This window comes from Campylobacter concisus, from assembly GCF_902460875.1.
Taxonomy (GTDB): Bacteria; Campylobacterota; Campylobacteria; order Campylobacterales; family Campylobacteraceae; genus Campylobacter_A; species Campylobacter_A concisus_AA.
Window position 1 is genome coordinate 54,444 of record NZ_CABPVR010000004.1, and the last position, 25,411, is coordinate 79,854.

The following is a 25,411-nucleotide window of genomic DNA, read 5'->3' on the forward strand; positions in this document are numbered from 1 at the left end:
GTATATTATCAGTTTTTGATTTTTAGATATTTTATATTTGGATAGGTGTTTTGAAATTTAAATACATGAAAGGTTTGCGGCATGATGAGGTCGCTAAATTTGTTTAAAACGGAGCTAAAATGTTAAAAAAACATCCGCTAATCTCTGTAGTGATCGCCATTGTTGTGATATTTTTTGCTACCTACTTTTTTATCTTTGGGTTAGTTTCTATTTTAGATGACGACATTGGCGATAGTAAAGAGTTAAATAATAGCTTTTTTTACGTAAAAGACGACAAAGTCTATGCCATGGTGCCAAGTGGTGGTAAATTTGAGCTAATAGGCGTGAGGGCCAGTAAATTTAGATACATTGACACCGGCAAATACGACAACAGAAACGTTGGCGCTAGCGATAAGGCGGTATATTGTGGCAATCTCGTGATGAGCGGGCTTGATCCAAATGGCGTTAGAGCGCTTGGCAATGGCTATTTTGGCGATGGCAAGATAACATATTTTTGCGATAGCGTAAGCGAGACGAACCTCGAAATATCCGCACTTAAAGAGTTTTGGGACATATTCTCACATAAAATGTTTAACACTCCAAAAGCGCAAACTCATATCTATAAATTTAGGCAGGTTGATAACGCAAATTTAGCAGCGATCTTGGGCTTTGGCTATGCAAGCGACGGAGTAAAGGTCTATCATGAGGGCAAAGAGCTAGAGGGCGCAAATGCCAGCAAAATGCGCTACATCGAGCAGGTATCTGGCAGAAAGAGCATACATTTTACGGCTGACGGAGAAAATGTCTATTATGACAGCACAAAACTAGGGATCAAATTTAGCCCGCAAATGCGTGATATCGGCGAGATATGGCGCATTCACTATCTTTATGAGCCAAATTCTGGCATGGTTTATGCAAACGATCACGAATTTGACCCAAAATTTGCCCCATACGAGCCACTTTTTAACCTAAAAGATGAGCACTCCTATCATGCGCTCTTTCGTGGCAAAGGCGGTATCTATCACTGGGAGCGAAAGTGGCAGTGGTATAACAGCATAGATGAGGGCGAGTTTGTAAGAGACGGAGATGATCCATTTAAAGGCGAGATAACGCCACTATATGGCAACGTGGTGATAAATGACGGCAAGACATATTTTCTAAAAATCTATGAAATTTGGCACAACACGAAAAATGATCACAGCCTAAGCTCTCGCCACACGTGTATCGTAAGGCTTGATACAAAAGAGCAGTGGCGAAAGATAGGTCTTGTAAGAAACGATAGCTACGGAGCGGTCTATGCAAATGGAGATAAGACATATTATTTTGATAACGTCGGCTACGGTTGGCGTTTTAACAGCAGTGTTTATGATATAAACGACCTTAGTGTGGTTGAAATTCTCACTCGTCCTTATGGCCCAAATGTTAAGGATTTAAAACTAGATGAGATAGTAAAAATGGTAGATCAAGGCGCTATGACGCCAGCTGAGGGCGAAGTGGTGATCGATGCAGTAAGCGACTTTGATGATTACTCGCAAAAATATGCCTACTTGATATTTTTTGCCATTGCATTTGTAGCCTCGGTAGTTGGCGCCATTTTTAAAAATAAAAAGCAAGCAAACAAGCTTAAAAAAAGGTAGATGATTATAGATTATGAGAAAAATTGCGACTAAGATACTTTATCTTTTTGTTATTTTGATGCTATGTTTTGTTTTGGCAATGCTTTATCTGTGGCGTGAGGGAGAGTATCAAAGAGGCTTTGCAAACATTAATAGTAGCGAGTTTTACCGCTCGCCTGAGGGTAAAATTTACGTTCAAATTTCAGGCAGTGGCAAGTATGAGCTAAAAGGCGTCGATGAGGCTAGTTTTAGGGTCTTAAAGCTAAAACACGCGTATGACTACTCAAACGTAGCGGCTGATAAAAACAGTGTATATTGCGCTAGAGAAATTTTACCTGATCTTGATCCAAACAGCACCAAAGTGCTTGGCAATGGCTATATAAGTGATGGCAAGATAAGCTATTATTGCAGTTCTAGAAGCGAGAAAAAGGCGGGATTTAACGAATTTATCGCCATTATGAAAAGCGTCACTCACGTCTTTATAAAAAGCTACGATGATAGCTCATATTTTTATAGGACAAAGCTGGTTGAAAGCACAAATTTAGAGCCTATATTTGACGCTGGCTTTGCAAGAGATGGTGACACGCTTTACTACAAGGGCGAAAAGCTTGACGCAGATCCTAGTGAGCCAAGATACATCACGGCAGAAAACGGCGCTCCTAGCGGATATTACACAGACGGCAAAAGCCTATTTATGGGCTTTTATAGGCTTGATGCAAGCTACTCAGATGAGACGCGCCGGATATGCTACGATGCTAAGCATGACATAGAATATCTTTTTGAGCCAAAAAGTGGGGCGGCGTTTGCAAATGAGCGTAAATTTAGCGCTCAAAATATGCCTTATAGCGCCATTTATAGCGTGGATAACGTGCACTCGTTTTGGCCTCTTTTTGCCAGCAAAGATGGAATTTACTTTTGGGATAGCAGCAAAAACGAGCAAGCTAAAATTTCAGACTACCAGCTAAAAGGCGAGCTAAAAAGGCTCTATGCTGACATTTTTGTAGATGAGAGCTTGGCGTATTTTTTACAGCAGGGCGAAGAGTGGCGGCGCTCAAAGCACGGCAGGCACTTAGAGGCGCAAACGGTCTCTTTATATAAATTTGCCCCAAGCTTCTCTTGGCGTGAGATAGGGCTGGTAAAAGATGGCGAGTATGGCGCAGTTTATGCAAATGGCAAGAAGGTCTATTTTTTTAGCAAGATAAAGCCATTTTATGGCATAAAGCATAGCGTTTATGAGGTGGCGGATCCTGGTGTCATAGAAATTTTAACAAGAGCGTCTAAAGAGCTTAGCGCAAAAGATATCAGCGGTATGATAAAGCGTGGCGAGCTAGTGGAGACAAGCGGCGAAGAGGTCGCAAGATCGAGGATAGAGTATGACTCGCCAAAGATCATTTTGTATATCACATTTGGCATCGCTTTTGTCGTCATAGTGCTAATAACTCTTGCAAAACTAAAGAGAGATAAAAGCGACTTGAGATAAATTTCAAAGTAGCTATTTTTGGTGGCTAAAGCTTAAAATTTCATAAAAAATTTAAGTAGTAAATTTGACCTATTTACTCTTTTTTGTTAGTTTGGAAGGAAGCTGAAATTTACAAAAAGGAGAAAAATGTTTAAATTTCAAAGATCAAAATTTAACAACTCGGTATTTATCCCATCGCTTGTTGTCATAGTTTTAATAACAGCATTTGCAGCGATATTCCCAAAATTCTCAAATGAGTTTTTTAAAGGCATGCAAAACTACATCGCGGCCAAATTTGGCTGGTTTTACATCCTGGCCGTCGCCGTCATACTTCTAAGCATCATCATCCTTGGCTTTAGCAAGCTTGGTGAGATCAAACTAGGAGCCGATCACGTAAAGCCGGAGCACAAAAATATCTCGTGGTTTTCTATGCTTTTTGCCGCCGGCATGGGCATCGGGCTTGTGTTTTTTGGCGTGGCCGAGCCGCTCATGCACTATCTAAATCCGCCGCTCGGCGACGCGCAAACTATCGCAGCGCAAAAGCTTGCGATGAATATCACCTTCTTTCACTGGGGTATGGGCGCATGGTCGGTCTATGCTATCGTTGCGTTAATTCTCGCCTTTTTCTCGTATAGACACGGCTTGCCGCTCACGCTTAGATCGGCGTTTTATCCGATAATCGGCGATAAAATTTACGGCAAGATAGGTAGCGCCATCGACACATTTGCCGTCGTGGCGACGCTATTTGGCGTGGCGACATCGCTAGGATACGGCGTACTTCAGGTAAATGCCGGCCTTACGCACGTTTTTGGCCTGCCGACCATGCATATTACGCTTCTAATAGTGCTTTGTTTTGCAGCGACCATATCAGCGGCTAGCGGCGTAGATAAAGGGATTAAAATTTTATCAAACTCAAACATCGCGCTAGCCATATGTTTTATGTTTTTGATACTATTTTTAGGCGATACGACGCAGCTTTTAAAGTCGTTTGTGCAAAACAGCGGCGACTACGTATCGACGCTCATCTCAAACACATTTAATCTCTACGCCTACGAGAGGCAAAACGAGAGCTGGCTTGGCGGCTGGACGCTGCTATACTGGGCTTGGTGGCTATCTTGGTCGCCGTTTGTGGGGCTATTTATAGCTAAAATTTCAAAGGGTAGGACGATAAGAGAATTTGTGATCGGCGTGCTTCTGGTGCCGACGGGCTTTACATTTGCTTGGATGAGCTTTTTTGGCAACTCGGCGATTGCCTTGGTACAAGGCGGCTTTAGCGAGCTTGCCAGCACGGTAAATTCTGACTCGGCCTCGGCGCTCTTTATGTTTTTAGAAAAATTTAGCTTCTCAGGCGTGCTAAGCACGATCGCGGTTTTTATGATCGTCATATTTTTCGTAACTTCTGCCGACTCAGCGGCGATAGTTATAAACATGCTTTGCTCAAACGGTAATGACGATACGCCGGTTTGGCAAAAGGTCTTTTGGGGCGTTACTGTGGGCGTCGTGGCGGCATTTTTGATGCTAGCTGGCGGTCTTGGCTCGCTTCAAGCACTTACGATAACTACGGCGTTGCCATTTGCCATAGTGCTACTTGGCGCCATTTACGGGCTATTTAAGGCGCTGCGCGTGGATATAACCAAAAAAGAGACAAATAACTTTAATAATATGCCTCTTAGCGATCTTTCAAAGCCTTGGCAAGAGCGACTAAGCGCGATCATCACGCTACCTAGCAAAAAAGACGGCAGTAAATTTCTAAACGAAGTCGTGCTAAAAGCCTTTAACGAGTTAAAAGATGAATTTGCCAAAAACGGTCTTGAGGCAAATGTAACAAAAGCTGAAAATTTCGTAAATTTAAACGTCGGACTTGGCGACGAGATGGACTTTAGATACGGCGTATATCTCACCAAAAGCCAGAGCCCAGACTACACCAGAGAGCTTGACGGCGACGATCTTTATTATAGGGCCGAGGTCTATCTAAAAGAGGGCGGTCAAGACTACGACGTGCTTGGCTGGAGCGAAGCCACGCTGATAAACGACGTCATCGAGCAATACCGCAAACACATGCAGTTTTTACATGTTGTTAGAGAGTAAATTTGAGTGAAATTTGCCTGGAATTTGAAAATTTCTAGGCAAATTCTAAATTTTACTCACTCGTTATCGTTTGTTACTGAATTTAAAAGCGTGATATACTTGTTTGTAAATTTTAAAATTTGATTGAGTTTTATGCACGTGGTGTAAAGCAAGATATGAGTGTCCTTATTTTTTAGAGAAAACAAATTAGAAAATTTAACTTTATTAGTTTGTATTTTTGCTTGTAGCTATGAGATAAATTTGAAATAAAAAATGTTAATTTTTTGTTGCGTATCGTTCAAATTCCAGAGCCAAAATGCATTTTCTGTAAATTTTTAACTTTGATAGATGTTTTACTGTATCGATCATTGTAAAAATTTATAAAATCTCAAGTCTGGTGCTGATATCAGCAACGCCTTTTGAATACATCGCTGATGTTACTATCGCATCGGCATTTGCGTATTCTTTTGCATTTGATAAATTTATACCACCAGCTGCTAGGATAATGGTATTTGGCGAAATCTCATCTCTTAAAGAGAGTACATTTTCGATGAGCTCTGGACTAAATTTATCGCACTGCACGACGTCGCAGTTTACTTTTAAAAGCTTATTTGCTTCGTCTAAATTTTCAGCTTCAATGCATACTTTTCGCTCAGCCATTTTTGCTTTAAACTCTGGCAAATGCGATAAAAATTTATCAAAGCTACCGTAGGCTTTCATGTGGTTTTTAAAAAATAAAATACTATCGCTAAGCCCAAGCCTATGGATGCCACCACCGCCTTCAAGTACGGCTTTTACGCAAAATTTCTTAGCAAACGGAAAACTCTTTCTAGTTGCCAACACTTCACATTTTTCATTGACGTACTTTGTGGCATTTACCATTTTATTTGTATAAGTTGCGATGGCACTGGCATATTCTAGTGCGACTTGAGCTAACTTCCAAGCCTTATGCACGTTTTCATAGTTTCCATAAATTTTTATGATCACATCGCCAGCCTTGCAAATTTGAGAATTTTGCACAAAAATTTGACTTTCGCATGAAAGTAACCTCGCGATGCTAGCGGCTACATCAACGCAGCTAACACAAATTTCATCGCGTGAATAAATTTCAAGTAAGGCTTTTTTATCGATATTTTGAAGCGACGTAGTAAGATCAAAGTAAGGTATATCTTCGTTTATATAGCTTAGAATTTCTGCGTCGCTAAGTATCATTTTATGCCTTTTTTGCCTCATTTTTTGCTTTTATTATCATTTTTTTAAAGATTCCATTGTCATAAAGCCCAGCATGATAAAGAGCAAAGCAAGTAAATGCAATGCCTGAAACTGTGTGTAATTTTTTCATACCTCTGCCATTCATGCAAAGTGCCGTTAAGCAAACTGTCGCTAAAGTAACGCCCATACCGACCTTTGCTACCTTTCTGTGAGTATTTATGTCAAGTAGTTTGCCACTTATTTTTGTATCGTTTTTCAAATTCTTCTCCATTTAGTTTTTATTCCAGCAACTTGTATTTTTGATGCCAAGACTTTCTGGGTCAAATTCTGGATTTATCCCAGCTTTTCTTTGAGCTTCGTAGTCTTTGACTGCTATTATCACTACTTTTGAAAGTAAGAATATAGCGATAATATTAATAGTTGCCATTGCAGCCATTGTGATATCAGCGATATTCCAAGCGAGCTTTAAATTCATCTGAGCACCAATAAATATCATAACGACAGCTGTTATCTTAAATAGCAATGTAAGCTTGTGGTTTTTGGTTAAAAATTTCATATTTGCCTGAGCGTAGTAGTAGTTGCCAATAAGCGAAGTGATGGCAAAAAGTACGACTGCAAGAGTGGTAAAATGAACTCCAAATTCACCAAAATACTCTTTCATAGCGGCTTGAACGAGAGGAAGTGCTGTTAGCACCTCACCACTTGATCCAGTTTGCTTCGTAAGATAGGCCTGTGAAAATAGCACGATCATACCAGAAGCGATACATATCGTCATATCTATAAAGACTGCCATTGCTTGAACTAGGCCTTGTTTTACTGGGTGGCTAGTATGTGCTGCAGCTGCTGCGTTTGGAGCTGAACCCATGCCAGCTTCGTTTGAGAAAAGGCCTCTTTTGATGCCTATTACGATCACGCTGGCGGCAAATCCGCCAAATATCGCTTTAAAATCAAAGGCATTTTCTAAGATCATCTTAACAACATCAGGAATTTCTTTGAAATTTAAAACGATAGCGATAAGTGCTAATGAGATGTAGGCAAGTGCCATGAAAGGCACAATGTATGAGCTTACTTTACCTATGATGTGGCTTTTGCTAAAAAACATAACTGCCGCAAATGCAGTAAGGATAAGGCCAATGCCAACAGGTAGGCCGCTTTGTGCAAAGCTAACGTTGTTACCAGCTTTGTCGTAGTAAATTTCAAAGGCTGATGTCATGGTGTAGCTTTGAAGTCCGTTAAAGCCGTATGCATAGGTGATGATGAGGATCACTGCAAAAAGAGAAGCTAGCCATTTTATGCCAAGGCCATTTTTGATGTAATAAGCTGGACCGCCTTTAAATCCAAAAACGTCTTTTGTTTTATAAATTTGTGCTAGCGTGCTCTCTATAAAAGCTGAAGCTGATCCTAAAAATGCCATCAAGCACATCCAAAAAAGAGCACCCGGACCGCCCGCGACGATGGCTGCTGAAATTCCAGCGATATTGCCTATGCCAACGCGCGAAGCAGTCGAGATCATAAGTGCTTGAAATGGCGTTAAATGGTGCTTATTGTACTTGTCTTTTTTTTCTACTAAGACCCTGCAAGCCTCAAAAAACATCCTAAACTGCACAAAACGAGTCAAATAACTAAAATAAATTCCCGTAGCCACAAGAATAATGACTAAAAAATATCCATATAAAAAGTCGTTGGCTACGTCCATTTTGCCGTTTAAAAAATTTAAGAAACTATCAAGCACCATCTACCCTTTCAAATTTATTTCGATTTGAATTTTACGCCCTTCATTGAATTTAATAAAAGCCAAATCGTTGTACCATTATGAAGCATGGCAGTTGCTATTGGATTTAACATACCAAGTGTCGCAGCACTTAGTATAGCTGTGTTTACGCCAACGGTTGAGCGGAAATTTGAGCTAATTAAATCCATTGTTTTATTTGCGAGCTCTTTTACGAGAGCTACGCTCATGATATCGTCTTTTAAAAGACTTATATCAGCCGTTGCTTTGGCTATATCAGCACCTTTGTGCATACTTATACCCACATTTGCCTTAGTTAGGCTTGGAGCATCATTTATGCCATCTCCCACAAAGGCTACTTTTTTGCCCTCACTCTTTAGCTCTTCGATGATAGCTGCTTTATCTGTTGGTAAGCACTCTGCATAGACTCTATCAAGTCCAAGCTCACGTGCTACTTCTTCAGCCTTGCTTTTGATGTCGCCGCTTAGCATGACGACCTCTTTTACGCCAAGACTGCGTAGTTTTGCCACCATGTCTTTTGCGTTTTCTCTCATATCATCTTTCATAGCGATGACTCCGACTAGCTCTTTGTCATATCCTACGTAGAGTAAGGTTAAACCGCTATTTAATGCTTTGCTTATTAAAGCTTCATGAGCTTTAAAGCTTATCATCTCGTCATCTTCTAAGAAGTGTCTACTGCCGATAACTACCTCTTTGCCGTGCATCGCAGTTTTTACGCCATGAGCTACGATAAATTCAACTTCATCGTGATGAATATGGTGGAAACCACGCTTATTTGCAGCTTCAACTATTGCTTCGGCTACCGGGTGAAAGTAATGCTCCTCGGCACTTGCAGTTAAATTTAATATATCATTTTGAGAAAAGTCCTCTTTAAATGAGTAAATTTCAACTACACTTAGGCGTCCATGTGTAAGAGTACCGGTCTTATCAAATACAAAAGTATCAACTGAGCTTAAAGCTTCGATCGCCTTTGCGCCTTTTACAAGAATGCCATTTCTGCCAGCTTTTGAGATGCTTGATTTAAAAGCAACTGGTGTAGCAAGCTTTAATGCGCAAGAGTAGTCCGCTTGAAGTACGCTAGCAACACTATTCATATTTTTATTTATAATGTATGAAAGTCCAGCAAGCGAGAGCGTAACAGGCACAAGTTTATCAGCTAGTTTTAACGCTTTTACACCAATGGCTGATTTTTCATTGAGTGAAGTTTGTATGTACTCTTTGATCCTAGCTGTTGCTGTATCACTACCTACATTTTCAGCCCAAATTTTGATCCTGCCTTCATCGACAACAGTGCCACTTATGACGCGGTCGCCTCTAGCTTTTGCTACAGGCTCGGCTTCTCCAGTCATTGAGACTTGATTAACATCAGCATTACCCTCGACGATGTAACCATCAACACCTATCGTCTCGCCAGCTCCGACTACTACAATGTCGCCTTTTTTTAAATTTTCGGTTTTTACCTTTTCAAGCGTCTTTTCACCGTTTAAATTTCGCTCGACCCAGACCTCTTCGATGTTTGGTTTGGCTAGCTCTTTGATGAGATCATCGCTTCTGTGGCTAGCACTTTCTTCCATGTATTCGCCGATATTTATCATCAAATTTGTGCTATTTGCAGCCAAATGATCGCCCATTGCAAGGCTTGTGCCAATAGCAGTTGCCTCGAGCACTTTTGAGGTGATGCCCTCATGCCTTAGTTCTTTTGCACCTTCTATTAAATTTGGTGCTGTGGCATAAAGAGTCACGGCTGATTTTAGAGTTTTATTGCTCATAAATGGTGTTATGCCAAGTGCAGCAGCAGCCTTATAGATATTTGCCTTGCTTGGCAAATTTGGATCTTTTGCCTTTGTTGGAAATTCGTAGCTCTTTATAAAGTTTAAAATTTTATCGTAGTTTTTATTGTATTCAACGATAATGCTTTTTGCGTATTTATTTACACGAACACTTAGTGCATCAGTTCGCTCTGAGATCGCAGCCTCGATAGCGCTGACGTCGCTTCTAGCGTTTAGGCTCTCGCAAATAAACCTCGCTCTATTTTTACTCTTGTGAGCTAGAGTGATCTTATTTTTGTGAGTCAAGTTCTGCTTTGACATCTTCAAAACGCTCTTTTAGTTCTTCTATGCCAGCATTTATAAGCTCGCCACCTTTGATAATCGCTTTAAATACGCACTCTTGTGCTTTTGGATTAGTCAGTACATAAGCTGCGATACCACCTAGAACTAGACCTTTTACAAAGCCAGCAGCATTAAAATTTTCAGGTACAAATGGTAAATTTTGAGCTGCATTATTTATTGCGTTATCAATTGCGCTTGGCTGAGTAGCTGCTGCATTGTTAGCCGCAGTTTCACTTGCTACGTTTTCTTCGTTGATGTAAGGGTTATTCATTGTTTACTCTCCAATTTTATTAGTTTTTCTGCTATCAAAAGACCGCCGATACCAGCTGCTGTAAAAGCTGCTGCATTTAGATATTTTTTTTGTGCTATTAAATTTGAAGCATGAATACCAACAGCACCTACAAAACCACCTGTTACAGCGTATTTCGCTATCTTTTTAGCGACATCTTTTTTAGTCGCTCTATTATTTAGATAGTCACTAAAGCCAAGTGCAGCTGCACCCATGCCAGCGATTAAAGCACCGCTGATGAAGTGATCAAATGGAAGTCTTGTGCTTGAAAGTGTAAAAAGACTATTTTCTTGCATTCTCTATCCTTATGCTATATCGTTTGGTGTGATAGCTTTTGGAGCAGCTGGCTTTTTAGCGCGTGGTTTTCTTGTTTTCTTTACCACTTTTTCAGCCTCTTTTTCTACTTTTTTAGCACCGCGTTTTACTTTTTTCTCTTCTTTTACTATAAAGTCTTTTGCATCTTTTGCAACACTTTTACCTTTTTTGTAAAGACCTTTTGCGGCCTCTTTGCCTTTATCAAAGCCATCTTGGGCGTACTCTTTGATCTTATCTCTTTTATTCCAAGCAGCTATTGCTAAACCGCCTACTGCTAAACCTGCTAAAAATGGTAATGCCATTTTAAATCCTTTCTTTGTTTGATTTTGTAAATTATTCATTTTCTTCATCCTTATTAAAATTTTTGCTAACTACTGAAATGCCTAATGCCCCAAGTGCAAGTCCGCTAAAAAACGAGAAATTTGGATTATTAGTTATCTTTGCTAACTCGCTTTTATCAGCTTTGCCACTTGCGATATTTTGCAAGCTTTTAGTTATCTCATTAAAGTCGTTTTGATAGTTTTCTAAAATATTTGTTATGCCATTTTGCTCAAAATTTTGTGAAATTTCATTTAAATTTAGCTCATTTTTTATTTCGCAGCCACTATAAATTTCTTTTAAGCGTTGTTTTAAAGAGGTGACATATTCATTATTTGAAGTAGCCCAAAGTCTAAAAAATAGATCTTTTAGCTCTTCATCATCTAAGCTTTCACAAAATTTTTCATACATTTTATTTAGCTCTAACTCATAGTTTAAAGCTTGTATCAGCGCATCTTCTTTATTTTTTGCTGGCAAAAATATAGCTTCATTTTCGCAAGCAAGCTCGTAATCATGTGTACTCGCAAATTTTTCTATCAAGATGATCGCATTTTTTCTGATATTTGCGATCTCGTTAAAAACATCACCAAATGAAGCTAAATTTTCATATAAGCTAAGTGCGTTCTTTTCGCTGGTATATGATGCATTTAAAAGTTCATTAAGCATATTTCACTTCTTTTGCAACTTCATTTACTCTAGTTGAGATCTCTTCTAAATTTTGCCCTTTTAAGAGATCTTCCCAAAGGTTTTTTGGAAAAATTTCATGATCGTATTCGATTGTTACAGAGCCGATTAGCTTGTTAAATTTTACATTTTTTATACCATTTATCTGAGCTATCACATCATCTAGGCTAGCTAAATTTACGCTGCTACTTAGCTCTTTTATCTTTGGGCTAACTCTTACTCTTAGTCTGCCGTTTGTGTGAGCTATCATTGAAAAATAGCTTGCAACTTGTGCTAAAGTTTGTGTTTTTATATCCATTTTCATCCTTTTTTTAATTGCGTATTATCTATTTCACAGCTTAAATAAATCTGAAATTTTTTTGTCTTTCATTATCAAAAAGTAAAATGAAATGATAAAATTTAATTTCCATTTTTCTCTTGGCAATCACTGCAAATACCATAAAGCATCATCGTGTGTGACTGCTCTTTAAAATTTTTTTCTTTGCAAATTTGCTCTTGCCTTTGCTCTATCATCTCATCTTCAAAATCAACTATCTTTTCACAAATTTCACATATCAAATGATCGTGCGAGGATTTTAAATTTAGTTCAAATTTCTTTACTCCATTTTCTTCAAAACAGTTTGCAAGATGATGCATTTCTAGAAAATTTAAAAAAGAGTAAATTGATGTCATTGAAATTTCATTCTTGTGGATTTTGTAAATTTCTGAAGAAATTTCTTGAGCACTTAGATGAGAGTTACTAATGAAAAGTACATGCAAAATTTGTTCTTTTAACTCTGAGCTTTTTTGCCCAAAGGCTTCTAAAAACTCTTTAAAATGCTTATAAAATAGTTCAAAATTTTCCACAAATTCCCAATTAAAATGATAATGAATATAAGGATTTTACAACTTTACTTATAAAAAAAACATAAAATTTCTTACGAATTTCAAGTAAAGTATTTTATAAGATTGTTTTGGTATAGTGTCGCATTTTTTAAATCAAAATTAAGGAATAAAATGACTTACGACGAGCTTGAATTAGACGCCGTTTTGTTAGAGGTTTTAGAAAATAGAGGCAGTTTTGATTCTATGGACGATGAGGAGCTTTATGAGCTTATCGAGCAAGTTGCACAATATACAGATGGCGATTACGAAGAAGCGTTTGAGTATATGACTCAATTTTCTCCAATCCCTAAAAAACGCTTTGTTTCACTATTTATGGTTTAGCAAAAAGCTAAGCCATAACTTCTATAAAATTAATCAAAAAAGTAAAAATAAAAAGAGCCCTTGACCCACTTAATGAGCCAAGAAATTTGAGCTATAAGAAGTATTTTGAGATTATTTCTTTAAATTTTAGTGTGTATTTACTAGCTTTTGGGCTATTGTTGTAGATATTTTCAAAATCATACATTCGCTCATAGTAATCATTTGTATCTTGTATATTTATTTTAAGTCTTGCCACATCTAGACTAACGCCTACAAAAGCACCACTTGTCTTGCCACGCTCCTCAGCAAATGCTGAAATTTCAGGCAAATCACTTGTGATCGCTACTTCATTACCAACGCCACCAGTTGCTTCTGCTTTTAGACTGATCGTATCTTTTGAGTTAAATAAATTTGCATAAGCTTCTGAATTTTTAAATAAGATGATCATGTCAGCTGAGCTGTAACCAATCTGCAAGCCTACGCTTCCAGATGTGTAATTTACAAAAAATGGGCTTGACCATTCACCATCATCGTTTTTAGCGATAAATACGCCTTTGCCTGTTGAGCCAGTAACGATAGCGCCTGCTTTTGTTACATCAGGGATTATGGCGATCGCTTTTATGCCTTCAAATTTAATGTTTGGCTTTAAATTTCTTGCACCAAAAGCATTTAAAATATTTATTGCATTTTTTAGCTTTTGATTTTGGATCACATCAGCATTTAAGTTTGGCGTGAAAAATAAACCAGCAAGAAATATGATTAATAGTCTTTTCATTAAAATTCCTTCCTTAAATTTTTCGTTATTATAGCCTAAAATAAACTAATGGTAAAAATATTATTAATGATTTTTTATGAGAGTTCATTATAAAATGCGACCTTTTAAGGGAAAAATATGAGTTTAATACTTTTTGTCGAATACGTCGGTATCGCATCAGCTGCACTTAGCGGGTTTTTATTTGCAGTAAAAAAGGAGTGTGACTGGCTTGGAGTCTTTTTGTCTGCATTTTTGACTGCACTTGGTGGCGGTATCATGCGTGATATGCTCGTTGGCAGGGCGGTTTATTCATTTACACACTATATGCCAGTAAGCGTTGTTATTTTTATGTTGATTGTTTCAAGAGTGGCAAATTTACACATAAAAAGAGAAGGTTTGGAGCGAAAATTTGTATTCATCTTCGCCGATGCGATCGATGTTATCTGTTTTTCGATCGTTGGAGCAATGGTTGCTATTGAGTATAACTACAACATCTTTGGTGTGATGATGATTGCCTTTTTTAACGGCGTTGGTGGCGGTATCTTAAGAGATATTTTGCTAAATGAAATTCCATGGTTTTTACGCACCGGACTTTACGGCACGATAAGTCTTGGCGTGGGGCTTGCTTACTTTGTGCTATATCATCTAGGCCTTACCAATATATTTTTTACCATGCTCTTGCTTGCTGCTGGCATTACAGTTAGGATGTTTGCGTTTTACAGAGGCTGGAAGCTACCTGATCTATGAAATTTAGCGAGTTTTTTGATATCTGGGTCAATGAAAACTACTATAAATTTGGCGTAGATATCGGCAAAAAGGGTGATTTTTACACAAATGTAAGCATTGGCTACCTCTTTGGCGCCTGCCTTGCGAACTACTTTTTAAAGCTGCTTAAAAACGGCGAAATTTCTAGCTCTTGCAAGGTCGTAGAGATTGGCGCAAACTCAGGTGAAATGCTAGCTGATTTTGCGCAAGGCATCTTTACGCTTGAGCCAGAAATTTTGCCAAATTTAGAGCTTATCATCATCGAGCCTCATGAAATTTTACGTAAAAGACAGCTTGAGACTTTTGCAAAACGCTTTGGCGATGACATCAAAATAAAACACTATGAAAATTTGGGCGAGTGCTCGTTTGATGAAATTTTTATCATCTCAAATGAGATATTTGACGCATTTAGTTGCGAGGTGATAGACGCAGATAATATGCTTTTTGTGGATGATGATCTAAAATTTCACTGGCAAAAAGCAGATCAAAATTTACTAGCTCTTGCAAAGAAATTTGGCATAACAAAAGGTGAGATATCAACTAGCTACGCTAAATTTGCAGCCCAGCTTACAAATGCAGCAAAAAAGGTTAGATTTTTAAGCTTTGACTACGGCGAATTTGAGCCAAAAAATGAGTTTAGCCTAAGGATTTTTAAAGACCATCAAGTATTTTCTTTATTTGAAATTTCAGATCTTCAGCCGTATTTTAAAAGATCGGATCTAACATATAGCCTTTGCTTTAAGCAAGTAAAAGAGGCTTTTAGTGAGACTGGCTTTGAGATGCTTAAATTTAAAAAACAAAATGAGGCTTTAGTTTGCGATCTTGGCATGGATAAAATTTTATCTTTGGTGCTTGAAAAAGGTAGCAAGCAAGCCTATGAAAATGCAGCTAAACAAGCAAAATTTCTACTTTCACCCGAGTTTTTAGGCGAGAAGTTTAAATTTATAGAGTTTTTAAAGAGCTAGCCTAGCGATATTGGCAAAACTTGCCTCGCAAGCCTTTAAAAGATCATTTGGTGCTATTTTTATCTGTTTGCCTCTCACTCCAGCGCTTACTAGCACGTACTCTTGCTCTTTTGCACGTTCATCGATAAATGTGACAAAGTGTTTTTTCATAGCAAGCGGTGAGCAGCCGCCCCTAATGTAGCCAGTGATCTTTTCTAGATCTTTTAAATTTATAAGTTCGCAGCGTTTGGCGCCACACGCGTGAGCAAGTGCTTTTAGATCAAGCTCCAAATCACCCTGTAAGCAAGCAACAACGAAATTTTTAGGCTCACACTCACAAACGATAGTTTTGTAAATTTGCTTTATATCTTGCTTGGTGCTAGCTGCTACGTGGAGGGCTGAAAGATCGTTTAAATCAACTTCATACTCTAAAATTTCATAATTAATTTTTAGCTTGTCTAAAGCTCTAGCAGCATTTGTCTTATGTATCATTTTTTCTCATTTTTGCGAATTTTTTGTATAATTATAGCCAAAACTTAAAGGAGGAAAGATGGCTGAAGAAGTTGAAGAGAAAAAGGCAAAAAAAGGTGGCAATGGTGCATTAATGATAATTATCATTGCGATATTTGTTTTGCTGCTAGTTATTGGAGGGCTAGTCGCGTTTTTGATGCTTAGTTCTGATGAGCCAAAAGAGGCAAATATGGCGCAAACACCAGCTCAGACTCAAACGCAGTCCATGCCAGCTCAAAATAAGGCAAAGCATGGTAGCAACGACTATTCAAATATGGGGCCGATATATCCGCTTGATCAGTTTATTGTAAATTTGCTTAGCGAAAATGGCTCAAGATTTCTTAAAACTAAGATCGATATGGAGCAAAGCGATGAGTTGCTAACTCCTGAGCTTGATAAGAAAAAAGCACTTTTAAGAGATATTATTATAAGAACACTTTCATCAAAAACCTACGAAGAAGTAAGCACTGCAAAGGGCAAGGATAGGCTAAAAGACGAGATCGTCGGTAAGCTAAATGAAGTGCTAAATGATGGCTACATCAAAAATATATTTTTTACTGATTTTGTGGTGCAATGATAGGTATTGATATCATTAAGATAGATAGAATTTCTAGACTTAAAGCTCGTTATGGCGAGCTTTTTTTAAAAAAATTTCTTAGTGATGACGAGATCGCGCTAGCAAAAAATGATGCGACTTTGGCTGGATTTTGGGCGGCCAAAGAAGCAGCTAGCAAAGCTCTTGGTGTGGGCATCAGCAAAGAGTGTGGCTTTTTGGACATTGAGCTTAGCAAAGACGCAAAAAACGCACCAAAGATAAAATTTAGCCCAAAAATTTATACAAATTTTAATATCAAAGAAGCAAGCCTTAGCATAACTCACGATGGCGGATTTGCCGTAGCTGCAGTGATGATTGTCTAAAATTTATGCATTTTTACAAAGCTTTTTAATATCTTTTAGCTACTTCTGATAAATTTAAAAAACGTATTTTTATAAAATTTTTTAAAGAAAAGACGATATCTTTAATTAAGATTTAATGGAGCTAAAGAAACTAAGGATAGTAAAATGCAAATTTCTAATAACCTCCCAACTTCTAACTATCTCTCAAGAGAGAACATAGCAAGAGAGATGGGATTTAAATTTAACGATATAAACGAGATACTTAGTAACGATATGGGATATGGTATGAGCTTTCCTAAATACGCAAGGCTTGATAGAAAAGCTCAAGCTGCGTCTTATGATAGACATATATATCCACTATCTGGCTTTACAAAGGGCGATGACGCAAAAGTCACTATCATAGGAAAGCTTAGAGGTTATGATCCTGACTTTACAAGTGAGCAGCTATCAGATCTTAAAAATTTCATAAATGAAAGTAAGGGTTTATTTGTAGAATATATACAAGGTCAGCAAGCAAAACCAGACAATGATAAGCCAAAAATTTTAAGAGATACCCCATACACTGTAAATGAATTTTTAAATGAATATCGTGGCAATCAAGATTTGCTATTTACTAAAAACTCAAGGACTATTGATCTGCTTGATAGCGATATGAGCGTTGATGAGTTTAAAGAGGAGTGGGCTAAATATGCATTAAAAGAGCGGTTTGATCTAACTTTATCTGGCGAAGATGTTAAAAATGCTGTTAATATATTAAAAGAGCTAAACGAAAAAGGTATTCAGAATACAGATAATCTTGAAAAAGAAGACAATACCAAAGAGAAGAAATTTACACCTATACAAGTTACTAAAAAGTCTCAAACCTATAAGCTTGAAGCCGATGAGAGATTTAAAGAGCTTTATAAATTTATAAAGAGTGAATTTGATAGTGGCAAGAGCATGTTTGAGATTTTAGAAAAAGTGGCAAAGCTTAAAGTGGATAAGAGGGCATAGGTATTTTATAAGCAAAGAATGGAATTTTTATAATTTAAATTTCAAAGAAAAAGCATAGATGCTCTCAGAATTATACAAAAGATAAATTTTAAAAAACATGTCCTAGCCAGCAAAGTATTGATATTAAGTCGCTAGCAAGACAAATTTACATCCACTTAAGCACTTGCGTGATATCTTTTGCGTAAAAGCATTTTAGCCCTTGCGTGTCAAGCGGTTTGTTTGGGATGATAGCATTTTTAAATTTCTGCATTTTTGCCTCTTTTAGGCGCTGATCGAGGTTAAAAATTTCTCTTATTTCGCCGTTTAGGCTTAGCTCACCGATGAATACGCTATCCTTGCTAATAGGGCGGTTTTTGAAGCTACTGATTATCGCTGCAATGACGGCTAGATCGGCCGCAGTTTCGCTTATCTTAACGCCACCTGAAACGTTTATGAAAACGTCGTAGTGTCCAAGTGGAATTTCTAGCTTTCGCTCAAGTAGGGCTAGCAGCATATCTAGGCGGTTTCTCTCAAAACCAGTCGAGCTTCGCTTTGGATAGGCGCTTTCACAAACAAGCGCCTGAATTTCGATGCTAAGCGCTCTTGAGCCTTCCATTATGATAGTTATTGCACTGCCACTCATCGCCCCGCCACGTGTGAAAAATTTACTTGAGACCTCATTTGCACTCACAAGTCCGTGCTGGCTCATCTCAAATATACCAACCTCGCTCGTCGAGCCAAAGCGGTTTTTAAACCCACGCAAAATCCTCAGCTCTCTGCTCGCGTCGCCCTCGAAATAAAGTACCACATCGACCATGTGTTCAAGTACTCTAGGCCCTGCGATCGAACCCTCTTTGGTGATATGTCCGATGATGAAAACGCAGATATTTTGGCTCTTTGCAAGCCTCATTAGCTCAAATGTGATCTCGCGAACCTGCGTGATCGAGCCTGGGGCGGAGCTTATATTTTGGCTATAAAGCGTTTGTATGGAGTCTATTACAAGCACCTTGTAGTCGCTCTTTTGCACCTCTAGTAGGATATCTTCTAGGCAAATTTCAGTTAATAGGTATAAATTTTTATCCACAGCATTTAGTCTGTCAGCTCTCATTTTTATCTGGCTTTGACTCTCTTCGCCGCTTACATAGAGCGTTTTTTTGCCGTCTTTTGCTAAATTTGAGCCGATTTTTAGAAGCAGGGTTGATTTGCCGATGCCAGGGCTACCGCCTATAAGCACAAGTGAGCCCTCGACTACACCGCCACCAAGAACAAGGTCTAGCTCGCTATCTTTGGTGCTAAATCTCGTGAAATTTTGAATTTCAACTTCGTCTATACTTATGGCTTTGCTAGGTGCACCACTACTTTTTGCTATCTCTTTGCTTATCTTTATTTCTTGCTGGCTAAGCTCGATAAAGCTATCCCAAGCCCCACATTGTGGGCATTTGCCCAGCCACTTTGCTTGTTGATTACCGCAGGCTTGACACTCAAAAACTGGCTTTGCTTTTGCCATAATATATCCTTTTTAAAATTTCAACTACTATCACTCCAAAAGCCGCTCCGATCATATCAGCCACGATGTCAAGCAGGCTAAATTCCCTGTTTGGTAAAAACGCCTGAACGAGTTCTATTTGCACACCAAAGGCTAAAAGTAGGGCTAAATTTTTTAAAATTTTAAACTCATAGCCAAGATAAAGTAGGAGATAAAGGACGCAAAAAGCTAAAAAATGGTTTGCTTTGTCCCACGAATTTTCGATGATCGTAGGACTTTTTGGAGTAAATGCAAGAAAATCAACTGCTAAAAGAGCCGCAAAAAAGCAAAATTTATCTAGACTTTTTACTTTACTCAAAAATAGCGTCCATTAGCTCGTCTAAAAATTCATCCGGGTTAAATTTGATGATATCGTCCATACTCTCGCCAACGCCTATATAAAATATAGGTAGCTCAAGCTCCCTCGCCACGCCAAATAGTGCTCCGCCCTTTGCAGTGCCGTCAAGCTTTGTGATGATGACACCATCAAGCGAGACGATATCGTTAAACGCTTTCGCTTGCGCAACTCCGGCGTTACCTTGCGTGCCATCAAGAATCAAAATTTTTCGGTGAGGTGCTTTTTTGTAGGCTTTTTTGCTAATTCGAACGATCTTTTCTAACTCGTTTGCTAAATTTGTCTGGTTTTGAAGTCTGCCGGCTGTGTCAAGGATGACTCGGTCGATACCTTTTGCAAGGGCTGAGCTGATCGTATCGTAAGCAACAGCCGAAGGATCATGCCCTTGCTGTGTGGCGACTATTGGCACATTTAGTCTAATTGACCACTGGCGGAGCTGCTCGATCGCTCCAGCTCTAAATGTATCACAAGCGCCCAAAATAACGCTTTTGCCATTATTTTTATATAAATTTGCTATCTTTGCGATGGTTGTCGTCTTACCAGCACCATTTACGCCGAGGATAAGATCGACAAATGGCTTATCAGGCTCGATCACACGCTCATTTTCGTAGATAAAATAGCTACTCATAACGCGCCTAAGATCAGCTCTGCTCACTTCATCTTGTGGCGGTAAGTAGTATAAAATTTCTTCCACGATCTCGTAAGCTACGTCGGCCTCAAGTAAAATTTCTTCTAAGCTCTCTTTGTCTATCTTTTTTGACTTCTTCGCTGAGCTTATCGCTCCAAAAGTCTTCTCAAAGCCTTTTTTTAGAAAATCAAGCATTATTTTGTTGCCCTATTTATGTCATTTTCAAGCATCTCTTCAGGCACAAGACCGATGTAGCCTTGAACGTAGTCGCCATTTGCTTTAAAAAGTGCTGACGCAGGCAAGCCTTTTATGCCGCCCATCGCTTTTTCAAATAAAAAATTTCCCTCGCCAACCGCTACTTCGTATTTTATTTTATATTTTTGAGCAAAATCTTTTACTTCATCTTCACTTTTGTCTTCAAGTAGCACACCAACGATATCTAGTTCGTTTTTAAATTTCTCGCTTAGGTTGTTTAAGTGTGGGATCTCTGCCTTGCACGGAGGGCACCAAGTGGCGAAAAATACGTAAAGAGTTGCTTTTTTGCCATCTTTTACATCAAAGCCATTACTTCTTTTTGTAATCTGCATAGTTGTGCCATTTAGCAGCTTTAGATTTATCTCTTTTACCTCGTTTTCTTGGGCACTTTCACTCATTTTTGGAGTGAGTGAGTCTTTGCTTAAATTTTCATCTTTGCTAGCATTTTTATCTAAAATTTTGCCCCGCGTTTGTTCGCTTGTATTTTGCTCGTTTTTTTGCTTGTTCTCGTCGCCACATCCAAAAAAGGCAAAAAGGCAAAGTGATGTTATAATTGCTCGTTTTAATGTCATAAATTTCCTTTTGAATAAGATTTCAGGATTATACAAGAAAGAGCATAAAATGAGCGTTAATTTAGAAAAAAATGAATTTAGAAAAAATGCAAGAGCAAATTTGATGAAACTTACTAAATTTAAGGCCAAATGCTCGCACTGTAAAGCTACAAAAACGCTTTTAAATTTGATAAATTTTACAAATTCTAAGAAAGTATTGTTTTATTTGCCACTTAACTACGAAGTTGATGTGCTTAAAATAAGGCGAAATTTATCACGTAAATGTGAAATTTTTGCCCCTTTTATGGTAGGTCTTAGCTTAAAGATGGTAAGATTGCGACTGCCATTTATAACTTATAAATTTAACGTCAGACAGCCATCTGGCAAAAAAATGGATAATGTTAGACTTGATATGGCAGTAGTTCCAGCGATTGGGGTTGATGGAGCTATGGCTAGGATAGGGCACGGAAAAGGATTTTATGATAGATTTTTTGACTCTTTGCCCATTAAGCCAAAACAGATAGTTTTTCTTGAGATAAAAGACTTTTACACCAAAGATGTGCTTTCAAATGCACAAGACGCGGTAGCAGACTTTTATATAACCCCAAATAAAAATTATATAAAAAGAGGAATAAATGATAGAGGTTTTAATAGGCTTAGGAGCCGGTGTGGCGGGCGTTGGAGCAGGGTATCTATACGCTAAAAAGATAAATGATGCAAACTACAACATCTTCTTAGAACAAGCAAAAGCAAAGGCAAAAGCTATCGAGTATGAAGCTGAACTAACGCTTAAAAATTCTAAAATTTCAGTACAAGAGGCTGAATTTGAGGCTAAAAAAAGGTACGATGACAAAACAACAAAGCTTCAAAAAGAGTATGCGAGTAAATTTGATGAACTAGCCAAAAAAGAGAAAATTTTGCTAAATGAGCAAGAGCTTTTAAACGAGAGTAAAGAGCTTTTTGAAAAAGATAAGCAAGAGGCAAAGATCACTTACGAAGAGGGTTTAAATTTAAAAGCGACTTATCAAAACAAAGTAGAAGAAGCAATAAGAGTGCTTGAGCACGCTGCTGGCTTAACAGAAGAAGAAGCAAAAGAGGTCGTGCTTAAAAAGGTCGAGGAGAAGTCTCGTGCGGATATCGCTCATATCGTTAGAAAATACGAAGAAGAAGCAAAAAGAGAGGCTAAAAAGAGAGTTAATTACATCTTGGCGCAGGCTACGTCAAGATTTGCTGGAGAATTTGCGGCTGAGCGTTTGATAAATGTAGTAAACATTAAAAACGATGAGCTAAAAGGTAGGATAATTGGTAAAGAGGGACGTAATATCAAAACCCTTGAAATGGTGCTTGGCGTTGATATTATCATTGATGACACACCACATGCAATCATACTAAGTAGCTTCAATCTTTACAGACGTGCGATCGCAACAAGAGTGATTGAGCTTTTGGTGGAGGATGGAAGAATTCAGCCAGCAAGGATAGAAGATCTTCACAAAAAAGTGACTGAAGAATTTGAGCAAAGTATACAAGAAGAGGGCGAAAATATCGTCATGGATCTTGGTCTAAATAAAATTCATCCAGAGATCGTAAAACTAATAGGCAAGCTTAAATTTAGAGCAAGCTATGGTCAAAATGCCTTGGCTCATAGCCTTGAAGTAGCGCATCTAGCTGGTATCATCGCAGCTGAGTGTGGCGGAGATGAGAAACTTGCAAAAAGAGCTGGCATACTTCACGATATCGGTAAGGCGCTAACTCACGAGTACGAGGGCAGTCACGTTGATCTTGGAGCAGAAATTTGTAAACGCTACAAAGAGCATCCAGTAGTCATCAACGCGATCTACGCTCACCACGGCCACGAAGAGGCAACAAGTATAGAAAGTGCGGCTGTTTGCGCAGCTGACGCACTAAGTGCAGCTCGTCCAGGTGCAAGGCGTGAGGTGCTTGAGAGCTTCTTAAAGCGTGTCGAAGAGATCGAAAATATCGCAAAAAGTAAGGACGGTATCAAACAAGCTTATGCGATAAATGCAGGCCGTGAAATTCGTGTCATCGCAAATGCTAAACTCATAAACGACGACGAGGCCGTGCTTGTAGCAAAAGAGATAGCTCAAGAGATTGAGAGCAAGGTGCAGTATCCTGGTGAGATAAAGGTAAGTGTCATCAGAGAGACTCGCGCTGTTGATTTTGCGAAATAACGGCAAGATATGAAATTTCTTTTTTCAATTTTATTATTTTTCTCACTTGGCTTTGCCAGCGAGGAGCTCGTGCTAGATTCGGCAAACTCGTTTATAACAACGATGAGAGGCGCTAGAAACGCTCCTATAAAAGAGCTAATCGAGCAGTCAAAAGCGACGATCATCTTTCCAAGTGTTAAAAAGGTCGGTTTTGTAGTTGGTGGCATGGGCGGAGATGGCATCATGGTTGTTGGCAACATTAACTCGCCAAGTGAAATTTTACCAGTTAGCATAAGTGGCGGTAGTATCGGTATACAGCTTGGTTATGAAGATAGTTCGCTTGTGCTTTTTATATTTAAAGATAGCATTATCCATGATATCAAAGATGCCAAGATCACGCTTGATACAAAGCTTTCAGTAGCTTTTGGTGACATTGGACGCAATTATAGTAAAGTAAGCGATTTTAAATTTTCAAGTGATATCTACGCATATGCCGCAAATGATGGTTTCTTTGCGGGAGCTAGCTTTGGTGGAGCAGTCATCAGTGCAAGAGAAGAAATTTTAAAGCAAAGTAGCTATGCTTATGAACAGCTAATAGCCTCTGCATCTAAACTTTTAGGAGATTAATGCAAGATATCATAAACTCAGTTTCAACATACGGCTATATTGTATTGTTTTTTTATAGCCTTGGTGGCGGCATGGTTGCATTAATCGCCGCTGGAATTTTAAGTTTTGCCGGTAAGATGGATATCACTCTTAGTATAATTGTCGCTGCTGTGGCAAATACAATCGGCGACACGTTAATTTTTTATGTCGCAAGATTTAATAAAAACTCACTTATGCCTTTTATCAAAAATCATAAAAGAAAGCTTGCTTATGCAGGAATTTTGGCCAAAAAACACGGCGATAAGATAATATTTATCAAAAAATTTATCTACGGAGTTAAAACTTTGGTTCCTATCGCACTTGGACTTACGAAGTATTCATTTTATAAATTTAGCATTATAAATTTGATCTCGTCAATGCTTTGGGCGGTCATTATCGGATTTGCCAGCTTTAAAGCGGGTGATTATTTTGTAGGTGCAAGCGACTATCTTGGCGAGCATGGATATATTATGCCTCTTGCTATGGTTTGTTTGTTGCTTGGAATTTGGTTTTTTTTACAACATATTACAAAAAGGAGAAAAGCATGAAAAAGGTGATATCTGCTTTAATCGTGGTTATCGTGGTGGCCATTGGAGCGGTTTATTTTGCTTCAAATGAGGTGGAGAAAAACTATCAAAGGATAGTGAATGATCTAAATAATATTAAGGGCTTTAAAATTTCTAATAACAATTACAAAAAAGGTTTTTTTGGTTCAAAAGGATCATTTGATTTTAGTGTTTCAAAAGATCTTTTGGAAAATATATTTGGTAAAAATGTAAATGAGGATTTGGTTTTTAAAGTAGAAAATGAAATTTCTCATACAGTGCTTGCTTTTATAGATGGCTTTGAAATAGACTCAAAAATTTCTATTCAAAACGATATGATTAAAAACATTATTGCAACATTTATGGGATCAAATGTCATTGCAACAACTAAAACAAAAGTTAGCTTAACTGGCGATAAAGATGTAGATATCAAATTTAGCAATATTGAATTTAATGATAAGCAAAAAACTGCCATTAATACAAAAGATATAAAGATTGGTATGACGCTTGATTCAAAAGATAGTATAAACAGCTTAAAGGTTGAAGCAGATAAGATTTCTTTGAAAGATTTTAGTGAGTACAACAAAGTTGATCTAAATATCGAAGGATTTTATATTGACTCAAGTTATAAAGAGCCGGTTAAGTTTTCAAAAATTTTAGAGAGTCAGCTTGTACCTTATTTAGCAAAACTTAAATTTAAAAGAGTGTCTTTCGCATCTAATGATATAAGTAATATTTTGATAGATGACTTTAAGTATGACTCAAAATTTGAAATCTCAAATGATCTTGGAAGATCAGACGATGCTATAAAAATAGGTATAGTGGCAGTTGATAAAATAAAATATACAGATTTTGTCTTTGATAGCAAAATCTCAAACATCAATGTGCCTGCATTAAATAATGTATTAGACA

30 protein-coding genes are annotated in these 25,411 nt (G+C 38.1%); 14 read left to right on the forward strand and 16 right to left on the reverse strand.

From position 1 onward, the window contains the following. Positions 1-119 precede the first annotated feature (119 nt). The 3 genes from F3H01_RS01965 to F3H01_RS01975 all read left to right on the forward strand — a co-directional run bounded on the left by F3H01_RS01965 (position 120) and on the right by F3H01_RS01975 (position 5,142). Positions 120-1,616, forward strand: coding sequence for a DKNYY domain-containing protein (locus F3H01_RS01965; RefSeq protein WP_149724662.1), 1,497 nt, complete (start codon positions 120-122; stop codon positions 1,614-1,616). A 13-nt stretch (positions 1,617-1,629) separates the two neighbouring features. After that, on the forward strand, positions 1,630-3,075 hold the full coding sequence (locus tag F3H01_RS01970) for a DKNYY domain-containing protein (RefSeq protein WP_149724663.1): 1,446 nt from the start codon (positions 1,630-1,632) through the stop codon (positions 3,073-3,075). 126 nt (positions 3,076-3,201) lie between these two features. Continuing rightward, positions 3,202-5,142: a BCCT family transporter gene (locus tag F3H01_RS01975; protein WP_149724664.1), complete on the forward strand. Its 1,941-nt coding sequence runs from the start codon at positions 3,202-3,204 to the stop codon at positions 5,140-5,142. A gap of 357 nt (positions 5,143-5,499) precedes the next feature. On the opposite strand, the gene modD is transcribed toward F3H01_RS01975, so the two are convergent. From modD to F3H01_RS02025, 10 genes are all read right to left on the reverse strand, one after another. Then, positions 5,500-6,333 (reverse strand): ModD protein, encoded by an 834-nt coding sequence (gene modD / locus F3H01_RS01980; protein WP_149724665.1) that lies wholly within the window; start codon positions 6,331-6,333, stop codon positions 5,500-5,502. A gap of 1 nt (position 6,334) precedes the next feature. Continuing rightward, the gene (locus F3H01_RS01985) at positions 6,335-6,592 is read right to left on the reverse strand and encodes a helicase (RefSeq protein WP_103625175.1); all 258 of its coding nucleotides are present in this window, start codon (positions 6,590-6,592) and stop codon (positions 6,335-6,337) included. A gap of 12 nt (positions 6,593-6,604) precedes the next feature. Further along, complete coding sequence (locus tag F3H01_RS01990; RefSeq protein ID WP_223155323.1) at positions 6,605-8,068, reverse strand: alanine/glycine:cation symporter family protein; 1,464 nt, start codon at positions 8,066-8,068, stop codon at positions 6,605-6,607. A 14-nt stretch (positions 8,069-8,082) separates the two neighbouring features. Beyond that, positions 8,083-10,158 (reverse strand): heavy metal translocating P-type ATPase, encoded by a 2,076-nt coding sequence (locus F3H01_RS01995; RefSeq protein WP_149724753.1) that lies wholly within the window; start codon positions 10,156-10,158, stop codon positions 8,083-8,085. Beyond that, positions 10,142-10,465: an oxidoreductase gene (locus tag F3H01_RS02000; RefSeq protein ID WP_087577962.1), complete on the reverse strand. Its 324-nt coding sequence runs from the start codon at positions 10,463-10,465 to the stop codon at positions 10,142-10,144. The genes F3H01_RS01995 and F3H01_RS02000 overlap by 17 nt, the downstream gene beginning before the upstream one ends. Beyond that, positions 10,462-10,779, reverse strand: coding sequence for a magnetosome protein MamC family protein (locus tag F3H01_RS02005; RefSeq protein WP_149724667.1), 318 nt, complete (start codon positions 10,777-10,779; stop codon positions 10,462-10,464). The genes F3H01_RS02000 and F3H01_RS02005 overlap by 4 nt, the downstream gene beginning before the upstream one ends. Before the next feature lie 9 nt (positions 10,780-10,788). Then, positions 10,789-11,100 carry a hypothetical protein gene (locus F3H01_RS02010; RefSeq protein WP_223155325.1) on the reverse strand — a complete coding sequence of 104 codons (312 nt, stop codon included), beginning with the start codon at positions 11,098-11,100 and terminating at the stop codon, positions 10,789-10,791. A gap of 31 nt (positions 11,101-11,131) precedes the next feature. Beyond that, complete coding sequence (locus F3H01_RS02015) at positions 11,132-11,782, reverse strand: ferritin-like domain-containing protein (protein WP_103589311.1); 651 nt, start codon at positions 11,780-11,782, stop codon at positions 11,132-11,134. Further along, positions 11,775-12,098, reverse strand: coding sequence for an HMA2 domain-containing protein (locus F3H01_RS02020; protein ID WP_021091233.1), 324 nt, complete (start codon positions 12,096-12,098; stop codon positions 11,775-11,777). The genes F3H01_RS02015 and F3H01_RS02020 overlap by 8 nt, the downstream gene beginning before the upstream one ends. A gap of 101 nt (positions 12,099-12,199) precedes the next feature. Beyond that, the gene (locus F3H01_RS02025) at positions 12,200-12,646 is read right to left on the reverse strand and encodes a Fur family transcriptional regulator (RefSeq protein WP_149724669.1); all 447 of its coding nucleotides are present in this window, start codon (positions 12,644-12,646) and stop codon (positions 12,200-12,202) included. A 150-nt stretch (positions 12,647-12,796) separates the two neighbouring features. Here F3H01_RS02025 and F3H01_RS02030 point away from each other — a divergent pair, with 150 nt between their 5' ends. After that, the gene (locus F3H01_RS02030; protein ID WP_002942234.1) at positions 12,797-13,006 is read left to right on the forward strand and encodes a hypothetical protein; all 210 of its coding nucleotides are present in this window, start codon (positions 12,797-12,799) and stop codon (positions 13,004-13,006) included. A gap of 91 nt (positions 13,007-13,097) precedes the next feature. Here F3H01_RS02030 and F3H01_RS02035 read toward each other — a convergent pair whose 3' ends face one another. Next, a complete protein-coding gene (locus tag F3H01_RS02035; RefSeq protein ID WP_149724670.1) occupies positions 13,098-13,760 on the reverse strand; it encodes a lipid-binding SYLF domain-containing protein in 663 nt (220 codons plus the stop codon). 117 nt (positions 13,761-13,877) lie between these two features. Here F3H01_RS02035 and F3H01_RS02040 point away from each other — a divergent pair, with 117 nt between their 5' ends. After that, the gene (locus F3H01_RS02040; protein ID WP_054196787.1) at positions 13,878-14,486 is read left to right on the forward strand and encodes a trimeric intracellular cation channel family protein; all 609 of its coding nucleotides are present in this window, start codon (positions 13,878-13,880) and stop codon (positions 14,484-14,486) included. Then, the gene (locus F3H01_RS02045) at positions 14,483-15,469 is read left to right on the forward strand and encodes an SAM-dependent methyltransferase (protein WP_149724671.1); all 987 of its coding nucleotides are present in this window, start codon (positions 14,483-14,485) and stop codon (positions 15,467-15,469) included. The genes F3H01_RS02040 and F3H01_RS02045 overlap by 4 nt, the downstream gene beginning before the upstream one ends. On the opposite strand, the gene ybaK is transcribed toward F3H01_RS02045, so the two are convergent. Further along, a complete protein-coding gene (ybaK, locus tag F3H01_RS02050) occupies positions 15,458-15,940 on the reverse strand; it encodes a Cys-tRNA(Pro) deacylase (RefSeq protein ID WP_149724672.1) in 483 nt (160 codons plus the stop codon). The two genes, F3H01_RS02045 and ybaK, sit on opposite strands and share 12 nt — an antisense overlap. Positions 15,941-15,998: 58 nt before the next feature. Here ybaK and fliL point away from each other — a divergent pair, with 58 nt between their 5' ends. From fliL to F3H01_RS09355, 3 genes are all read left to right on the forward strand, one after another. Next, on the forward strand, positions 15,999-16,535 hold the full coding sequence (gene fliL / locus F3H01_RS02055) for a flagellar basal body-associated protein FliL (protein WP_021091240.1): 537 nt from the start codon (positions 15,999-16,001) through the stop codon (positions 16,533-16,535). Continuing rightward, positions 16,532-16,876, forward strand: a complete 345-nt coding sequence (gene acpS / locus F3H01_RS02060; RefSeq protein ID WP_149724673.1) for a holo-ACP synthase — start codon at positions 16,532-16,534, stop codon at positions 16,874-16,876. The genes fliL and acpS overlap by 4 nt, the downstream gene beginning before the upstream one ends. 144 nt (positions 16,877-17,020) lie before the next feature. Continuing rightward, positions 17,021-17,848, forward strand: coding sequence for a Cj0814-related protein (locus tag F3H01_RS09355; protein ID WP_149724674.1), 828 nt, complete (start codon positions 17,021-17,023; stop codon positions 17,846-17,848). Between the two features lie 145 nt (positions 17,849-17,993). Here the strand turns inward: F3H01_RS09355 and radA are convergent, their stop codons facing one another. Genes radA through F3H01_RS02085 form a run of 4 tightly spaced genes read right to left on the reverse strand, consistent with a single transcriptional unit; the run spans position 17,994 to position 21,162 of the window. Beyond that, positions 17,994-19,334: a DNA repair protein RadA gene (gene radA / locus F3H01_RS02070; protein ID WP_149724675.1), complete on the reverse strand. Its 1,341-nt coding sequence runs from the start codon at positions 19,332-19,334 to the stop codon at positions 17,994-17,996. Next, positions 19,309-19,671 carry a VanZ family protein gene (locus F3H01_RS02075; RefSeq protein ID WP_149724676.1) on the reverse strand — a complete coding sequence of 121 codons (363 nt, stop codon included), beginning with the start codon at positions 19,669-19,671 and terminating at the stop codon, positions 19,309-19,311. The genes radA and F3H01_RS02075 overlap by 26 nt, the downstream gene beginning before the upstream one ends. Then, on the reverse strand, positions 19,664-20,530 hold the full coding sequence (ftsY, locus tag F3H01_RS02080; RefSeq protein WP_149724677.1) for a signal recognition particle-docking protein FtsY: 867 nt from the start codon (positions 20,528-20,530) through the stop codon (positions 19,664-19,666). Before ftsY ends, F3H01_RS02075 begins: the two co-directional genes overlap by 8 nt. Next, the gene (locus F3H01_RS02085) at positions 20,530-21,162 is read right to left on the reverse strand and encodes a TlpA family protein disulfide reductase (protein WP_149724678.1); all 633 of its coding nucleotides are present in this window, start codon (positions 21,160-21,162) and stop codon (positions 20,530-20,532) included. Before F3H01_RS02085 ends, ftsY begins: the two co-directional genes overlap by 1 nt. A 49-nt stretch (positions 21,163-21,211) precedes the next feature. On the opposite strand from F3H01_RS02085, the gene F3H01_RS02090 reads away from it, so the two are divergent. The 5 genes from F3H01_RS02090 to F3H01_RS02110 form a co-directional block, all read left to right on the forward strand. Next, a complete protein-coding gene (locus F3H01_RS02090; RefSeq protein WP_149724679.1) occupies positions 21,212-21,844 on the forward strand; it encodes a 5-formyltetrahydrofolate cyclo-ligase in 633 nt (210 codons plus the stop codon). Next, the gene (rny, locus tag F3H01_RS02095; RefSeq protein WP_149724680.1) at positions 21,777-23,330 is read left to right on the forward strand and encodes a ribonuclease Y; all 1,554 of its coding nucleotides are present in this window, start codon (positions 21,777-21,779) and stop codon (positions 23,328-23,330) included. Before F3H01_RS02090 ends, rny begins: the two co-directional genes overlap by 68 nt. Positions 23,331-23,339: 9 nt before the next feature. Then, positions 23,340-23,936 (forward strand): lipid-binding SYLF domain-containing protein, encoded by a 597-nt coding sequence (locus F3H01_RS02100; RefSeq protein WP_149724681.1) that lies wholly within the window; start codon positions 23,340-23,342, stop codon positions 23,934-23,936. Further along, entirely contained in the window at positions 23,936-24,502 is a 567-nt protein-coding gene (locus F3H01_RS02105) for a DedA family protein (protein WP_149724682.1), read from the forward strand. Before F3H01_RS02100 ends, F3H01_RS02105 begins: the two co-directional genes overlap by 1 nt. Next, on the forward strand, positions 24,499-25,411 hold a 913-nt coding region (locus F3H01_RS02110), incomplete at its 3' end, for a DUF945 family protein (RefSeq protein WP_149724754.1). The genes F3H01_RS02105 and F3H01_RS02110, both read left to right, overlap by 4 nt.

What these genes read in the sequence shown, in the direction of transcription:
- F3H01_RS01965 (WP_149724662.1), top strand. Translation starts at nt 120, where the DNA reads ATGTTAAAAAAACATCCGCTAATCTCTGTAGTGATCGCCATTGTTGTG.
- F3H01_RS01970 (WP_149724663.1), top strand. Translation starts at nt 1,630, where the DNA reads ATGAGAAAAATTGCGACTAAGATACTTTATCTTTTTGTTATTTTGATG.
- F3H01_RS01975 (WP_149724664.1), top strand. Translation starts at nt 3,202, where the DNA reads ATGTTTAAATTTCAAAGATCAAAATTTAACAACTCGGTATTTATCCCA.
- modD (WP_149724665.1), bottom strand. Translation starts at nt 6,333, where the DNA reads ATGATACTTAGCGACGCAGAAATTCTAAGCTATATAAACGAAGATATA.
- F3H01_RS01990 (WP_223155323.1), bottom strand. Translation starts at nt 8,068, where the DNA reads ATGGTGCTTGATAGTTTCTTAAATTTTTTAAACGGCAAAATGGACGTA.
- F3H01_RS02000 (WP_087577962.1), bottom strand. Translation starts at nt 10,465, where the DNA reads ATGAATAACCCTTACATCAACGAAGAAAACGTAGCAAGTGAAACTGCG.
- F3H01_RS02005 (WP_149724667.1), bottom strand. Translation starts at nt 10,779, where the DNA reads ATGCAAGAAAATAGTCTTTTTACACTTTCAAGCACAAGACTTCCATTT.
- F3H01_RS02010 (WP_223155325.1), bottom strand. Translation starts at nt 11,100, where the DNA reads ATGGCATTACCATTTTTAGCAGGTTTAGCAGTAGGCGGTTTAGCAATA.
- F3H01_RS02015 (WP_103589311.1), bottom strand. Translation starts at nt 11,782, where the DNA reads ATGCTTAATGAACTTTTAAATGCATCATATACCAGCGAAAAGAACGCA.
- F3H01_RS02020 (WP_021091233.1), bottom strand. Translation starts at nt 12,098, where the DNA reads ATGGATATAAAAACACAAACTTTAGCACAAGTTGCAAGCTATTTTTCA.
- F3H01_RS02030 (WP_002942234.1), top strand. Translation starts at nt 12,797, where the DNA reads ATGACTTACGACGAGCTTGAATTAGACGCCGTTTTGTTAGAGGTTTTA.
- F3H01_RS02035 (WP_149724670.1), bottom strand. Translation starts at nt 13,760, where the DNA reads ATGAAAAGACTATTAATCATATTTCTTGCTGGTTTATTTTTCACGCCA.
- F3H01_RS02040 (WP_054196787.1), top strand. Translation starts at nt 13,878, where the DNA reads ATGAGTTTAATACTTTTTGTCGAATACGTCGGTATCGCATCAGCTGCA.
- F3H01_RS02045 (WP_149724671.1), top strand. Translation starts at nt 14,483, where the DNA reads ATGAAATTTAGCGAGTTTTTTGATATCTGGGTCAATGAAAACTACTAT.
- ybaK (WP_149724672.1), bottom strand. Translation starts at nt 15,940, where the DNA reads ATGATACATAAGACAAATGCTGCTAGAGCTTTAGACAAGCTAAAAATT.
- fliL (WP_021091240.1), top strand. Translation starts at nt 15,999, where the DNA reads ATGGCTGAAGAAGTTGAAGAGAAAAAGGCAAAAAAAGGTGGCAATGGT.
- acpS (WP_149724673.1), top strand. Translation starts at nt 16,532, where the DNA reads ATGATAGGTATTGATATCATTAAGATAGATAGAATTTCTAGACTTAAA.
- F3H01_RS09355 (WP_149724674.1), top strand. Translation starts at nt 17,021, where the DNA reads ATGCAAATTTCTAATAACCTCCCAACTTCTAACTATCTCTCAAGAGAG.
- radA (WP_149724675.1), bottom strand. Translation starts at nt 19,334, where the DNA reads ATGGCAAAAGCAAAGCCAGTTTTTGAGTGTCAAGCCTGCGGTAATCAA.
- ftsY (WP_149724677.1), bottom strand. Translation starts at nt 20,530, where the DNA reads ATGCTTGATTTTCTAAAAAAAGGCTTTGAGAAGACTTTTGGAGCGATA.
- F3H01_RS02085 (WP_149724678.1), bottom strand. Translation starts at nt 21,162, where the DNA reads ATGACATTAAAACGAGCAATTATAACATCACTTTGCCTTTTTGCCTTT.
- F3H01_RS02090 (WP_149724679.1), top strand. Translation starts at nt 21,212, where the DNA reads ATGAGCGTTAATTTAGAAAAAAATGAATTTAGAAAAAATGCAAGAGCA.
- rny (WP_149724680.1), top strand. Translation starts at nt 21,777, where the DNA reads ATGATAGAGGTTTTAATAGGCTTAGGAGCCGGTGTGGCGGGCGTTGGA.
- F3H01_RS02100 (WP_149724681.1), top strand. Translation starts at nt 23,340, where the DNA reads ATGAAATTTCTTTTTTCAATTTTATTATTTTTCTCACTTGGCTTTGCC.
- F3H01_RS02105 (WP_149724682.1), top strand. Translation starts at nt 23,936, where the DNA reads ATGCAAGATATCATAAACTCAGTTTCAACATACGGCTATATTGTATTG.